This window comes from Ectothiorhodospira shaposhnikovii, assembly GCF_016584105.1.
Classification (GTDB): Bacteria; Pseudomonadota; Gammaproteobacteria; order Ectothiorhodospirales; family Ectothiorhodospiraceae; genus Ectothiorhodospira; species Ectothiorhodospira shaposhnikovii.
This window is the reverse complement of sequence record NZ_NRSM01000022.1, coordinates 45,666-59,274: the sequence shown is the minus strand read 5'-3', so window position 1 is coordinate 59,274 and position 13,609 is coordinate 45,666. Positions and strand designations below refer to the sequence as shown.

14 protein-coding genes are annotated in these 13,609 nt (G+C 64.1%); 8 read left to right on the top strand and 6 right to left on the bottom strand.

The window, feature by feature from the left end; all coding sequences use genetic code 11:
* Window positions 1–93: 93 nt before the first annotated feature.
* Entirely contained in the window at window positions 94–240 is a 147-nt protein-coding gene (locus tag CKO35_RS12640; RefSeq protein ID WP_200176503.1) for a hypothetical protein, read from the bottom strand.
* 164 nt (window positions 241–404) lie between these two features.
* Here CKO35_RS12640 and CKO35_RS12635 point away from each other — a divergent pair, with 164 nt between their 5' ends.
* Together CKO35_RS12635 and CKO35_RS12630 are read left to right on the top strand one after the other, a co-directional pair.
* Window positions 405–605 carry a tautomerase family protein gene (locus CKO35_RS12635; protein WP_200176502.1) on the top strand — a complete coding sequence of 67 codons (201 nt, stop codon included), beginning with the start codon at window positions 405–407 and terminating at the stop codon, window positions 603–605.
* Between the two features lie 8 nt (window positions 606–613).
* Window positions 614–865 (top strand): hypothetical protein, encoded by a 252-nt coding sequence (locus tag CKO35_RS12630; protein ID WP_242467182.1) that lies wholly within the window; start codon window positions 614–616, stop codon window positions 863–865.
* A gap of 13 nt (window positions 866–878) precedes the next feature.
* Here CKO35_RS12630 and CKO35_RS12625 read toward each other — a convergent pair whose 3' ends face one another.
* Together CKO35_RS12625 and CKO35_RS12620 are read right to left on the bottom strand one after the other, a co-directional pair.
* Window positions 879–1,661 carry a ParA family protein gene (locus CKO35_RS12625; protein WP_200176501.1) on the bottom strand — a complete coding sequence of 261 codons (783 nt, stop codon included), beginning with the start codon at window positions 1,659–1,661 and terminating at the stop codon, window positions 879–881.
* A gap of 95 nt (window positions 1,662–1,756) precedes the next feature.
* Window positions 1,757–2,590, bottom strand: a complete 834-nt coding sequence (locus CKO35_RS12620; protein ID WP_200176500.1) for a tetratricopeptide repeat protein — start codon at window positions 2,588–2,590, stop codon at window positions 1,757–1,759.
* Between the two features lie 190 nt (window positions 2,591–2,780).
* Between CKO35_RS12620 and phoB the strand changes: the two genes are divergently transcribed.
* The 6 genes from phoB (at window position 2,781) to ppx (ending at window position 9,070) form a co-directional block, all read left to right on the top strand.
* On the top strand, window positions 2,781–3,473 hold the full coding sequence (gene phoB, locus CKO35_RS12615; protein ID WP_200176499.1) for a phosphate regulon transcriptional regulator PhoB: 693 nt from the start codon (window positions 2,781–2,783) through the stop codon (window positions 3,471–3,473).
* 9 nt (window positions 3,474–3,482) lie between these two features.
* Entirely contained in the window at window positions 3,483–4,850 is a 1,368-nt protein-coding gene (gene phoR / locus CKO35_RS12610; protein ID WP_200176498.1) for a phosphate regulon sensor histidine kinase PhoR, read from the top strand.
* A gap of 94 nt (window positions 4,851–4,944) precedes the next feature.
* Complete coding sequence (locus tag CKO35_RS12605; protein WP_200176497.1) at window positions 4,945–5,625, top strand: TIGR00153 family protein; 681 nt, start codon at window positions 4,945–4,947, stop codon at window positions 5,623–5,625.
* Window positions 5,626–5,658: 33 nt separating this feature from the next.
* A complete protein-coding gene (locus CKO35_RS12600) occupies window positions 5,659–6,909 on the top strand; it encodes an inorganic phosphate transporter (protein WP_200176496.1) in 1,251 nt (416 codons plus the stop codon).
* A 34-nt stretch (window positions 6,910–6,943) separates the two neighbouring features.
* Complete coding sequence (locus CKO35_RS12595) at window positions 6,944–7,474, top strand: SixA phosphatase family protein (RefSeq protein ID WP_200176495.1); 531 nt, start codon at window positions 6,944–6,946, stop codon at window positions 7,472–7,474.
* A 96-nt stretch (window positions 7,475–7,570) separates the two neighbouring features.
* Window positions 7,571–9,070, top strand: a complete 1,500-nt coding sequence (ppx, locus tag CKO35_RS12590; protein ID WP_200176494.1) for an exopolyphosphatase — start codon at window positions 7,571–7,573, stop codon at window positions 9,068–9,070.
* Window positions 9,071–9,078: 8 nt separating this feature from the next.
* On the opposite strand, the gene ppk1 is transcribed toward ppx, so the two are convergent.
* The 3 genes from ppk1 to CKO35_RS12575 are packed head-to-tail and all read right to left on the bottom strand — an operon-like array spanning window position 9,079 to window position 13,307.
* A complete protein-coding gene (gene ppk1 / locus CKO35_RS12585) occupies window positions 9,079–11,157 on the bottom strand; it encodes a polyphosphate kinase 1 (RefSeq protein ID WP_200176493.1) in 2,079 nt (692 codons plus the stop codon).
* A gap of 25 nt (window positions 11,158–11,182) precedes the next feature.
* Window positions 11,183–12,118 carry an ornithine carbamoyltransferase gene (argF, locus tag CKO35_RS12580; protein WP_200176492.1) on the bottom strand — a complete coding sequence of 312 codons (936 nt, stop codon included), beginning with the start codon at window positions 12,116–12,118 and terminating at the stop codon, window positions 11,183–11,185.
* A 10-nt stretch (window positions 12,119–12,128) separates the two neighbouring features.
* On the bottom strand, window positions 12,129–13,307 hold the full coding sequence (locus tag CKO35_RS12575; RefSeq protein ID WP_200176491.1) for an acetylornithine transaminase: 1,179 nt from the start codon (window positions 13,305–13,307) through the stop codon (window positions 12,129–12,131).
* Between the last annotated feature and the right edge of the window lie 302 nt (window positions 13,308–13,609).

Here is a 13,609-nt window from a genome sequence, read left to right as displayed (position 1 = left end):
TTCCCTCACGGGTTTGCCCTTGCCGTCGGCTAGTAGTTACAGTCGTCCACAGAGTGGACATCACAGGTACTCCTACAGGGGACTTTCACCCCATCAGTTCATGCCCATGTCGGGCGTACACAGGACGATCCAGAGCACCTTGGCCCCGGTGCCCGCACGGCTCTGAACGGTGCTCACGATCGCCCAGATGATGGCGATCAGGAGGATCAGACTCAAAAGACCGGTGACTTCAACGCCCATGAAATACCTCCCTTGCATGGATGAAAGAAAGGAAATGATTCCTCGTCACCATACCCGGACCGTGTCTCCCTGGCCAGAGTTAGCTACCATTGGCATCATGGTGTTGATGCCGGTATCCTCGCCGGTGACCGGCGTTTGGTTCATCACACAGCGGAGTCCAGCCCATGCCCTATGTCAACATCAAGATCACCCGTGAAGGCGCCACCCCCGAACAGAAGGCCGAGCTGATCCGCGGCGCCACCCAGTTGCTGGTGGATGTGCTGGGCAAGAATCCCAAGACCACGGTGGTGGTCATCGATGAAGTGGAAACCGACAACTGGGGCATCGGTGGCGAGAGCGTGACCGTGCTTCGGCGCCAGGGTTGAGGCGGGTCATGCGGCACCCGTTCAAGCGTTCGGGCAGGGCACCGGATTCCGGGGGACGCCGGAAGAAGACCGACATGGGCCTGGTTCTGGTGGGTCTGTTGTTGATTGTTGTGGGCCTGTTCACCCTGCTGGGCGGGGAGATCTGGGTCAGCCGCCTGACCGTGGGGGAAGGGCAGGGTATCGGCGGAACCGCCGCCCTGGTGGTGGGCGGCATCTTCATCGGTCTGGGGGCCTTCTTCCTCAAGGAGTCCCGCAAGTAGCGGGACCGTTGGCTCAGGCGTGGCCGTTGAGCAGCCGGTACAGGGCCTGATACTCGGCGGTCAGCTTGTGATTGGGCGCCAGATGGATCATGGGGCGGGCATGCTGGTGGGATTCGCGGATCTTCACCGAGGCAGACAGGTAGGTGGCCAGTACCGGCAGGTTCTCGCTGACCAGTTCGTCCACCAGTGCCCGGGGCAGATTGGCGCCGGACTGGAAATGGTTGACGATGATGCCTTCCACCTGCAGCCGGTCATTGTGGTCTTCCTGAATCTCCCGCACGTTGTCCAGCAGTTCGTACAGGGCGCGGCGGGAAAAGTCGTCGCAGTCAAAGGGAATCAGGCAGCGTTCCGAGGCGATCAGTGCTGAGCGGGTGAAGAAGTTCAGTGCCGGTGGGGTGTCCATGTAGATGCAGTCATAGTCCTTTGCGATGGCATCCAGGGCATCGCGCAGCTTGTAGATCTTGTAGCGGGACTCCAGCTTGGTCTGCAGGTTTTCCAGTTCCCGGTTGGCGGGCAATATGCTCAGGTTCTCGAACGGGGTGGGGCTGACGAACTGATCCAGCGAAGCGGTGCGACCGGTAATCCGGAACAGGCCCAGGGTGGAGGCAAAGAAGTCGGCCATGGTGTGCTTGCAGGTATCGGCGGCCTGCCCCATCAGGTAATGGCTGGAATTGCCCTGGGGGTCCAGGTCGATGACCAGCGTTCGCAGGCCGTGGCTGGCGCTGATGGCTGCCAGGTTGCAGGTGATGGTGGACTTGCCCACCCCCCCCTTCTGATTGAAGATCACGCGTCTCATCTGACTGCTCCCAACCGCAATTCCGCATGGACAGGGTGTCCATGTCTCAGTTGGTGAGGCAGTTTAGACAAAGGCGCCTCCGGGGTCGAGGACTGTTAGTCCGGCTGCCCATGGGAGAGGGCCCAGGTCACCGCCCGGCCCCGGCCCTCCTGGATCTGTTCCGGTGTGGCCCGGGATTCCAGTGCCTGGCGCAGTTCCATTCCCAGTTCATCGCCCCCCGCCGCCGCCAGATTCGACCACTGGATGGCGGCCACGGGATCGGCGGCCACGCCCCGACCGTCCGCGTGCATCATGGCCAGCCAGGCCTGCATGCGGGGGTGCCCCTGTCGAGCACCCTCGCGGGTGTAGTGGAAGGCCTTGTCGTCATCCGCCGTCACGCTGCCGATTCCCTCTATATAGAGTCGTGCCAGGAAATACAGGGCCAGCACTTCACCGGCTTCCATGGCCGGTAACAGCAGGGCCTCCGCCTCCAGGGCCAGATCCGGATCACGTCCTCCGAGGGCGTCGGCGATCCAGATGGAGGCCAGCGCCACCCGGGCGGGCGCATGCCCTTGGTCGATGGCGTATCGAAACCAGTCTTCCGAGGTTTCCCGGTCCCGTGGGACCAGTTCGCCCCTCAGATGGATCCAGCCCAGATGCATGGCATAGGGCAGGGCGCCCGCACGGGCGGCCTGGCCGTACCAGTACACCGCCTGTTCACCGTCGGGTGCCGTTCCGTGGCCGTGTTCGAACATCCATCCCAGGTAGGCCATGGCGGTGGGTGAACCCTGCTCGGCGGCCTGCATGAACAGGGCTCTGGCCTGATCATGGGCTGGTGGGTCCTGCGCCAGATAGTGGTGGGCCTGTGCCTCGGGATCCGGATCCGTTGTTGGATTTGCCGCCACGGCGCAGGTCGACAGCAGCAATAGGGTCAAAAGCAGAATGCGCATGGCGTTCTCTTGGGGGTCTGATCGGGAATCCAATTCTTAACGGATTCGTCACTTTAATTCCGCAATGTGTCCGTGGCATGACAACCTGGAAAGGGGCGGTCGGTGGTTGCAGTCATTGCAATGTCACCATCATGTCATAAATTCTCGTTGTAATAGCCGCGTCAAAGACAGGTTGAAGGATGATGAACGTATGAGTGAAAAGACCATACTTTTGGTCGAGGATGAGCCGGCCATTCGCGAGATGGTGGGCTTTGCCCTGTCTCGGGCCGGATTCCGCATGGTGGAGGCCGGCGATGCCAATGAGGCCCATACCCGGCTGGCGGAACGGCTGCCGGATCTGGTGGTGGTGGACTGGATGCTGCCCGGCACCAGCGGCATTGATCTGGCCCGGCGCCTCAAACGCGAGGAATACACCGCCGAGTTGCCCATCATCATGCTCACCGCCCGGGGGGAGGAGGATGACAAGGTGGGCGCCCTGGAGGCCGGAGTGGATGATTACATCACCAAGCCCTTTTCCCCCAGGGAGCTGGTGGCCAGGATCAAGGCGGTCCTTCGGCGCAGTATCCCGGAAGAACAGTCCCGACCCATCACCGTGGACGGTCTGACCCTGGACCCCTCCAGTCACCGGGTGACCGTGGGCGGCGAGGCCCTGGAGATGGGGCCAACGGAGTTCCGTCTGCTCCACTTCTTCATGACGCATCCCGAGCGCGTCTATTCCCGATCCCAGCTGCTGGACCGGGTCTGGGGGCGCAATACCTATGTGGAGGAGCGCACGGTGGATGTCCACATCCTGCGCCTGCGCAAGGTGCTGGCCCCCTCCGGCTGCGACCGTTTCGTACAGACGGTGCGCGGTGCCGGCTATCGCTTCTCCCAGCAGACGTAGGCCCGGCCCATGCTTCTGGATTCCCGTTCAGGCAGTCCTTGGAAGGTGGAATTCTGGCGTCTGGCCGGCTTCATTCTTGCCGGTCTGGTGCTGGGTGCCCTGTTCGGCCATCTGGCCTGGATGCTGGTGCTTGCCCTGTCCGCCTATGTGGCCTGGCAGTTGCGTCAGTTGCGCCGCTTCCATCGCTGGATTCAGGTGGGCAAGCGGTCCGAGCCGCCCCATGCCGGCGGGGTCTGGGGTGATCTGATCTACGAGCAGTACCGGCTCTACCAACGCAGTCGACGGCGCAAGAAGAAGATCGCCAAGCTGCTCAACCGTTTCCATGAGTCCAGCGCCGCCATGCCGGATGCCACGGTGATCCTGGGCAGCCGCTTCGACATCGAGTGGTTCAACGGCGCCGCCATCAGTCTGCTGGAACTGGAATCCCCCCGGGACATCGGTCGGCGTGTCACCAATTTGCTGCGTCATCCCGAGTTTGTCCGCTACATGTACTCGGGGGACTACAGCGATGCGGTGGAGTTTCCCCGCGGGCCGGACGAGCGGGTGATGCTGTCTGCCCGCATCGTGCCCTACGGCGACAAGCAGTTCCTGCTATCGGTGCGGGATGTTACCCGTCTGCACATGCTGGAATCCATGCGGCGTGATTTTGTCGCCAATGTCTCCCATGAGCTGCGTACCCCGCTCACGGTCATCGCCGGGTACCTGGAAGCGCTGGCGGATGAGGAGTCCCTGGAGCCGGAAATCCGGCGCTCCCTGCGTTCCATGGAGTCCCAGGCGGTGCGCATGCGGCGCATCATCGAGGATCTTCTGACCCTGTCCCGACTGGAGACCCGGGATACCGCGGCCACCGCGCAGTCACCGGTGAGCGTTCCCGCCCTGATCCACGGCATTGAGGAAGAGGCGCGCATGCTCATTGGTGAGCGGGGGCAGAGTCTGTCCCTGGAGGTGGATGAGGCCCTCTGGTTGCGGGGCTCCAATACCGAGCTGCACAGCGCCTTTTCCAATCTGGTCACCAACGCCATCAACTACACGCCCGATGGCGGCACCATCAGTGTGCATTGGCACGAAGATGAGCATGGCGCCCATTTCCAGGTCCGGGATACCGGTATCGGCGTCCCCCCCCAGCATGTCCACCGTCTGACGGAGCGCTTCTATCGGGTGGACTCGGATCGCAGCCGCAATACCGGCGGTACCGGACTGGGTCTGGCCATCGTCAAGCATGTGCTTCAGCGCCACGGCGCCCGCCTGGAGATCGAGAGCACGCCGGGGGAGGGCAGTACCTTCACCTGTCATTTCGGGCGTGACCGGATTGTGCGGCGCGGCAGCGAGGGTGCCCGGGCAGAGCGGGCCAGGGAGGTGTCGGACGGACCAATATGAATATTTCATGACAGCGGCGTGAATGTCGGGCCAGAAACTCCCGTCCGGCGTCATAATTCCGTTACAATCGCCGTTTTCCAGGTCTGGTTACCCCATGCCTCCAAAGAGTTATTTCTTCGATCTGTTCGGAAAGTCGCCGGTCCGCCCCCTGCAGCTTCATGCCGAAAAGGTGCAGGCCTGTGTGGCTGAACTGCCCGCCTTCATGGAGGCGGTCATGGCCCAGGACTGGGAACAGGCCGAATCCCTGCGCAATCGCATCGCCGAACTGGAACACGAGGCGGACCTGCTCAAGAAGGATCTGCGCCAGCATCTACCCAAGGGCATGATGCTGGCCATGTCACGCCGGGATGTCCTGGAAGCCCTCACCGTCCAGGACGGCATTGCCAATACCGCCAAGGACATCGCCGGCCTGATCCTGGGCCGGCGGATGACGTTCCCCGACACTCTCCACCCCCTGCTGAGGGACTTCCTGGATCGCAGCACCGAGGCGACCCGCAAGGCCTCCCAGGCCGTGCATGAACTGGAAGACCTGGTGGAGACCGGCTTTCGGGGACATGAAGTGGATGTGATGGAGTCCATCCTCAAGGAACTGGATACCATCGAGCACGATACCGACCGGATCCAGATCCGGGTTCGTGCCGAACTCTTTGCCATGGAACGCTCCCTGCCACCGGTGGATGTGATCTTCATGTACCGGATCATCGACGAGATCGGTGACCTGGCCGACCTGGCTCAGCGGGTCGGTAGTCGCCTGCGACTCATGCTGGCCCACTGATCTCCTTCAGACCTACAAAAAACTGACAATCCTATGGAATACGCGACGCTATTCATCGTCCTGGCGTGCATCTTCGGCTTTTTCATGGCCTGGGGTGTGGGCGCAAACGACGTAGCCAATGCCATGGGCACCTCGGTGGGATCCAGGGCCCTGACCATCAAGCAGGCGGTGATCATTGCCGCCATCTTCGAGTTCGCCGGCGCCTGGCTGGCGGGTGGGGCGGTGACCCAGACCATCCGTTCCGGGATGCTGGACGCCAACCTGTTGTCCGGGACACCGGAGATCCTGGTCTTCGGCATGCTGGCGTCCCTGCTGGCGGCGGGGACCTGGCTTCTGGTGGCCTCCATCTTCGGCTGGCCGGTATCCACCACCCATTCCATCGTCGGCGCCATCATCGGCTTTGCCATCGTGGCCATCGGCATGGAAGCGGTGCAATGGGGCAAGGTGGGCGCCATCGCCATCAGCTGGGTCCTGTCGCCGGCCCTGTCGGGGGTGGTCGCCTTCGTCCTCTTCCGCAGTGTCCAGGTCCTGATACTGGACACTCCCAATCCCCTGGATAATGCCAAGCGCTACGTTCCCTTCTACATCTTCCTCGCCGCATTCTTCACCGCCCTCATCACCCTGCTCAAGGGGTTGACCCACCTGGGGCTGGACTTCACCACCTTCCAGAGTTACGGCATTGCCGCCGTGTTTGCCCTGATGACGGCGGGCCTGGGCCTGCTGGCCATCCGCCGCCTGCGTTTCGATCCGGCCGATGACCGGGATTTCCACTTCAGCAACGTGGAAAAGGTCTTCGGTGTCCTGATGCTGGTGACCGCCTGCGCCATGGCCTTCGCCCATGGCTCCAATGACGTGGCCAACGCGGTCGGTCCCCTGGCGGCGGTGGTCAGCGTGGTGCAGACCGGCGAAGTGTCGGTACAGGCCGCCATGCCCATGTGGATCCTCCTCCTGGGTGGATGCGGGATTGTGCTGGGACTGGTGACCTACGGCCATCGGGTGATCGCCACCGTGGGTACGGGGATTACCCAGCTCACGCCCAGCCGCGGCTTTGCCGCCACCCTGGCGGCGGCCATGACCGTGGTACTGGCCTCCGGCACCGGGCTGCCCATCTCCACCACCCATACCCTGGTGGGGGCCATCCTGGGCGTGGGGCTGGCGCGGGGAATCGCGGCCATCAACCTCAGCGTGGTGCGGGCGATCTTCATGTCCTGGATCATCACCCTGCCGGCGGGGGCGTTGCTGTCCATCATTTTCTTCCTCATCATCCGGGCTGCTTTCAGCTAGGCTTGTCAAAAGCCCTTCCAGGGGAGACCGACCCATGTCGCGAAAGACAGGCCATCCGCTTCGCAATCTGGTCCTGGTGCGCCACAGTCAGGCCGGAGATGCCGCCGAGTTTTCCGTCACCGGCCAGGGGGACCATCTGCGTCCCCTGACGGAAGAGGGCATCAGCCGCATGCGGCGTGCCGCACGAGGGCTTCACCGTCTGGTGGAGGGGCCTGTCTCCATCGTCACCAGCCCCCATGTTCGGGCGGCCCAGACGGCCCAGATCCTCAAGGAGGTGTTTCCGGGGACGGAGATCGTGTCCACGCCGACCCTGATTCCGGAGGCGGACCCCCGCTCATTCCCGGAGTGGTTGCAGGAGCAGCCCGCCCGCTCGACTCTGCTGGTGGTCGGACACGAACCGCACCTCTCCCGGCTGGCCGGATGGCTGCTGGCCGGGGAGCAGCGATCGCTGGTGCGGATGAAAAAGGGTGGGGCCTGTTGCCTGGACGTGACCCGGGGCCGGCAGCCGGGCCAGGCCATGCTCCAGTGGCTGCTGACCCAGGGGCAGTTGCGCAAGCTGGCCTGACAGGCCCGTCTCGCTGTTATCTTCCCGACATCTTCCCTTGCTAGACTCGACCCCTTGAGGGGCGTTCATCTGGCCCCACAAGAGAGGGAGACTTCCATGTTCCGACGCCGCAAGCCCCCCGAGACCGTCGCCGCCGTCGATCTGGGTTCCAACAGCTTTCACATGATCGTGGCCCGTGTCCGTGACGGCGAAGTGCACATGCTCGACCGTCTGCGGGAGTCGGTGCGCCTTGCCAGCGGTCTGGATAACCGCGGCTTCATCGGCCCCGAGGCCGTGACCCGGGCCCTGGACTGTCTTCATCAGTTCGGCCAGCGGGTACGTGACCTGCCTCTGGGCAGTGTGCGCGCAGTGGGGACCAACACCCTGCGCAAGGCCCGCAACGCCGATGAGTTCCTGGAACTGGCCACCCGTGCCCTGGGACATCCCATTGAGGTGATCGGCGGCCGCGAGGAAGCCCGCCTGATCTATCTGGGGGTGGCCCACAGCCTGGCGGATGACGGCGGCCGGCGGCTGGTGGTGGACATCGGCGGCGGCAGCACGGAGCTGATCCTGGGGGAGCGCTTCGAACCCAGTCACACCGAAAGCCTGCACATGGGTTGCGTGAGCATGGGGCGGCTCTATTTCCCCAAGGGCATCATCACCGAAACGGCCTGGCGTGCCGCCGAGATCGGTGCCCGGCTGGAGCTGCAACCTATTGAGGAAACTTATCGGCGGGTGGGCTGGCAGGAGGCCCTGGGTGCCTCGGGCACCATGCTGGCGGTGGACAAGATCATGCGGGAACAGGGCTGGAGCCGGGAGGGTATCACCCTGGAAGGGTTGCACCTGCTGCGTCAGACCCTGATCAAGGCCGGGGACATGGCCAAGGTGGAACTCAAGGGCCTGAGCGAGGAACGTCGCCCGGTGCTGCCCGGTGGGGTGGTGGTGTTGCTTTCGGTCTTCGAGGCCCTGGGTATCGGGCAGATGCGGGTATCGGACGGCGCCCTGCGGGAGGGGCTGGTCTACGACCTGTTGGGGCGCATCAGCCACGAGGACGTGCGCACCCGTACCATTGACGGCATCATGAAGCGCTTCCAGGTGGAGCCGGATCATGCCCGTCGGGTGGAGCAGACGGCCTTGAAGCTGTTGGACCCCGTGGCGGAAACCTGGGGACTGGACCAGGACCATGCCGATACCCTGACCTGGGCGGCGCGCCTGCACGAACTGGGGTTGTCCATCTCCCACAGCCAGTTTCACAAACATGGGGCCTATCTGGTGGAGAACGCGGACCTTTCCGGTTTTACCCTGGAAGGGCAGCGCCGCATCGCCTTGCTGGTACGTGCCCACCGGCGCAAGTTTCCCGTCAAGCTGTTTGACGACCTGCCGATCCTGGAGCGCCGCTCCATGATGTACCTGGCGGTGTTGCTGCGACTGGCGGTGTTGCTGCACCGCTCCCGCACGGACGCCGTGCCGGCCCTGGAGGGCCTGAAGGCGAAGGATCAGGGCCTCAAGCTGCGGTTCGCGCCTGGCTGGCTGGATGCCAACCCCCTGACCCGGGCGGATCTGGAGCGGGAGTCAGGCCACCTGAAGGCGGCCCATTTCAAGCTCAAGGTGGAGTGACGGCAAGATCAGCCGGTGAGCTTGCCCAGCAACTCGTCCTGGGCCGAGCGGGGCTTGTGGTTGGAGGCCGCCTTAAGACGACGGTAACTGCCGTCCTGCTGCAGCGCCCAGGCCTGGGTGTTGTCCGAGATATAGGCCAGCAGGGATTCCTGCAGCACCCGATCCCGCAGTTCCGGTACCTCCACCGGAAAGGCCACCTCCACCCGGCGGAAGAAATTGCGCGGCATCCAGTCGGCGCTGGACAGAAAGATCTCCGCCTCACCGCCGTTCTGGAAATAGAACACCCGGGAGTGCTCCAGAAAACGCCCCATCACCGAACGTACCCGGATATTGTCCGAAACCCCCGGAACCCCGGGCCGCAGGCAGCATACCCCCCGCACCACCAGGTCAATCCGCACTCCCGCCTGGGAGGCCCGGTACATGGCCTGGATCAGCTTGGGTTCGATCAGGGAGTTCATCCGTGCCAGGACACGCCCCGGCTTGCCCGAGCGTACATGCTCGATCTCCCGCTCGATCCGCTCCAGCATCCCTGAGTGCAGGGTGAATGGGGCCTGCAGCAGCTTCTTCAGCTTGGATACCTTGCCCAGGCCGGTGAGTTGCTGGAAGACCTTGTGCACGTCCTCGCCGATCACCTTGTCGGCGGTCAGCAGACCGTAGTCGGTGTAGGCCCGGGCGGTCCCCGCATGATAGTTGCCGGTACCCAGATGCACATAGCGCCGGATACGGTCCTTTTCCCGGCGCACCACCATGGCCAGCTTGGCGTGGGTCTTGTAGCCCACCACGCCGTAGGTCACATGGGCGCCGGCATCCTGCAGGCGGTTGGCCAACTGGATATTGGCCTCTTCGTCAAACCGGGCGCGCAACTCGATCACCACCGTGACCTCCTTGCCCGCCTGGGCGGCCTGCACCAGGATGTCCACCAGCTGGGAGCGCACGCCGGTACGGTACAGGGTCTGCTTGACGGCCAGCACGTCCGGATCCCGGGCTGCCTGGCGCATGAATTCCACCACCGGGACGAAGGACTGATAGGGATGATGCAGCAGCACATCCCCGCGCCGGATGGTATGGAAGATGTCCGCCGACCCGGTCAGGACCGGGGGCAGGGCGGGCACGAAAGAGGGGAACTTGAGATCGGGGCGCTCCACCAGTTCGTGCACGGCCATGAGCCGGTTCAGGTTCACCAGGCCGTTGACCTGATAAAGGTCGTCTGGCCCCAGCTTGAACTGGCGCAGCAGGAAGTCCGCCACCTTGGCCGGGCAGTTGTCCGCCACCTCCAGCCGCACTGCCTCGCCGTAATTGCGTTGGGGCAGTTCACCTTCCAGGGCCATCAGCAGGTCGTCGATCTCTTCCTCGGAAACGAACAGGTCCGAGTTGCGGGTCAGCCGGAACTGGTAGCAGCCGGTGACGGTCATGCCCTGGAACAACTCCCCCACATGGGCGTGGAGGATGGAGGAAAGAAACACGAAATCGTAATCACCCTTGGCCAGTTCCCGTGGCAGGCGGGCCAGGCGGGGCAGGGAGCGGGGAGCCTGGACCACTGCCATGCGGCTTTCCCGGCCGAAGGCATCCTTGCCTTCCAGGGTAACGATGAAATTGAGGCTCTTGTTGAGGATGCGCGGGAACGGATGGGCCGGGTCCAGTCCCAGGGGGGACAGCACCGGTAACAGTTCCCGGTCGAAGAAATCCTTGACCCAGGCGGCCTGCTCGTTGCTCCAGCGCGTGCGGCGAACAAAGTGGATGTTCTGCTCGGCCAGGGCGGGGATCAGGATCTCGTTGAGGGTGGCGTATTGGTCGTCCACCAGGGTGTGCGCCAGCTGTCCCACCCGGGCGAGCTGTTCGGTGGCACTGAGACCGTCCGGCCCCGGGGTGTTCACCCCAAGCTGCAACTGCTGCTTGAGCCCCGCCACCCGGATCTCGAAGAACTCATCCAGGTTGGTGGACGAGATGCACAGAAACCTCAGCCGTTCCAGTAGCGGAATCGTATCCTGCTTGGCCAGCTCCAGAACCCGCTGGTTGAAGGCCAGCAGGCTCAGCTCACGGTTGAGGTACAGCTCCGGATTGGTCAGATCGATCTCGGTCTCGGTCATCCGCACAGTCTATACCATCAGAATGTCATTCCTGTGACAGCCCCTGTTGTCTGCCGTTGCCCACCAGCAGGAATTCCATCAGGGCCTTCTGGGCGTGCAGGCGATTCTCCGCCTCGTCCCAGACCACGCTTTGCGGGCCTTCCAGCACCTCGGTGGAAACCTCTTCTTCCCGGTGAGCGGGCAGGCAGTGCATGAACAGGGCGTCGGGTGCGGCCTGGGCCATCATGGCGGCATTGACCTGATAATCCCCAAAGGCCCGGCGGCGGGCGGCCTGTTCCTGCTCCTGTCCCATGCTGGCCCAGACGTCGGTGACGATCAGGTCGGCCCCTTTAGCCGCTGCCATGGGGTCACGCACGATGGCGGCGCAGCGACCGGCGGCGGCCAGGATCACCGGGTCCGGGTCATAGCCTTCCGGGGAGGCAATGCGCAGTTCAAAGCCCAGGCGCTCGGCGGCGTGGATGTAGCTGTGGCACATGTTGTTGCCATCCCCCACCCACACCACCGTGCGGCCGGCAATGTCGCCCCGCAGCTCGAACCAGGTCTGCAGATCCGCCAGCAACTGACAGGGGTGCTCCAGGTCGGTGAGGCCGTTGATCACGGGCACCCTGGAGTTGGCGGCGAACCGCTCCACCTTCTCGTGCTCGAAGGTGCGGATCATGACGATGTCTACCATGCGGGAGAGCACCCGGGCCGAGTCCTCGATGGGTTCGCCCCGGCCCAGCTGGGTATCCTTGGGGGACAGGAAGATGGCATGTCCCCCCAGTTGCTGCATGCCCACCTCAAAGGAGACGCGGGTGCGGGTGGATGATTTCTCGAAAATCATCGCCAGGGTCTTGCCCTTGAGGGGTTCGTAGGCCTCGCCCTGTCGCAGTTGCGCCTTCATCTGCATGGCGCGGTGGATCAGGTGACGCAGTTCCTCGGTGGAGAGGTCCAGCAGGGACAGAAAGTGACGCACAGCCATGGGCATTTCCTCAGGCGGCCTGGGCCGCGAACCGTTCCACCAGATCAGAGACGGTATCCACGATCTGGTCCGCTTCGGCCCGGTCGATGATCAGGGGCGGCAGCAGGCGGATGACCCGCTCCGCGGTGACGTTGATGAGCAGGCCGGCTTCCAGGGCCAGGCCCACCAGCTCGGCGCAGGGGCGATCCAGCTCGATGCCCAGCATCAGGCCCTTGCCGCGGATGTCCCGCACGGCGGGGTGCCGGCCGAGGCGATCCCGGAAGGCCGCCACCAGATACCGCCCCATGGTGTCGGCCTGTGCCGGGAGGGCATCCTGCTCCAGGGTGTCGAGTACTGCCAGGGCTGCACGACACACCAGCGGATTGCCGCCGAAAGTGGTGCCGTGGGTGCCGGGGGTGAACAGGTCGGCGGCCGCCCCCGCCGCCAGGGTGGCGCCGATGGGGACACCGTTGCCCAGGCCCTTGGCCAGGCTCAGTACATCCGGGGTGATACCGTCATGCTGGAAGGCGAACCAGGTCCCGGTACGGCCGATGCCGGCCTGGATCTCGTCCAGCATCAGCAACCAGCCGGTCCGGTCGCAGAGCGTCCGCAGTCCCTTGAGATACCCTTCCGGGGGGATGCGGATGCCGCCTTCGCCGGTGATCGGCTCTACCAGGATGGCCACCACGTCCGGGTGATCCGCCAGGGCTTCCACCGCGGCCAGATCACCATGGGGCACGCGGATGAAGCCTTCCACCAGGGGAGCGAAACCTGCCTGGATGCGGGCATTGCCGGTGGCGGTCAGGGTGGCCAGGGTGCGGCCGTGGAAGCTGCCTTCCATGACGATCACGGTGGGGCGGGCGATGCCCTTGTGATGGCCATGCAGGCGGGCCAGCTTGATGGCGGCCTCATTGGCCTCGGCGCCGGAATTGCAGAAGAAGGCCCGATCCATGCCGGCCAGCGCGGTCAGACGCTCGGCAAGCCGGGTCTGATGGGGAATCTCGTAGAGATTGGAGGTATGGATGAGTTGTCCGGCCTGTTCGCACAGGGCCCTGGTCACGGCCGGATGGGCATGGCCCAGGCCGCAGACGGCGATGCCGGACAGGGCGTCCAGATAGCGCCGGCCCTGGTCGTCCCACAACCAGGGGCCCTCTCCCCGCACGAAGGCAACGGGTTGGCGCTTGTAGTTCTGCATGAGGGCGTCTGACATTCGGCTTGCTCCCCTCCAAAAACGAAAAAAGGCAGCCCATGGCTGCCGGCTGTTCACGGGCGCCCAGGGCGCCGGTTAGGAAATGACTCAAACGTGCATCATACGATGCCCTGACCCAGGGCGCAAAGGCCTTGAATCCTCCATGGGTATGGCGAAGACACGACGCTGAATTGTGGGAGCGGGCCTGTCCGCGAATGGGGGATTACCGGACTGCCGTCATGCCGGTCTTTTCCCCTCACCGCCACTCCTCTCCCCTCAAGGGGAGAGGAGCCTGTCTGGTACGGCGCCCCGATTGTCTTTCG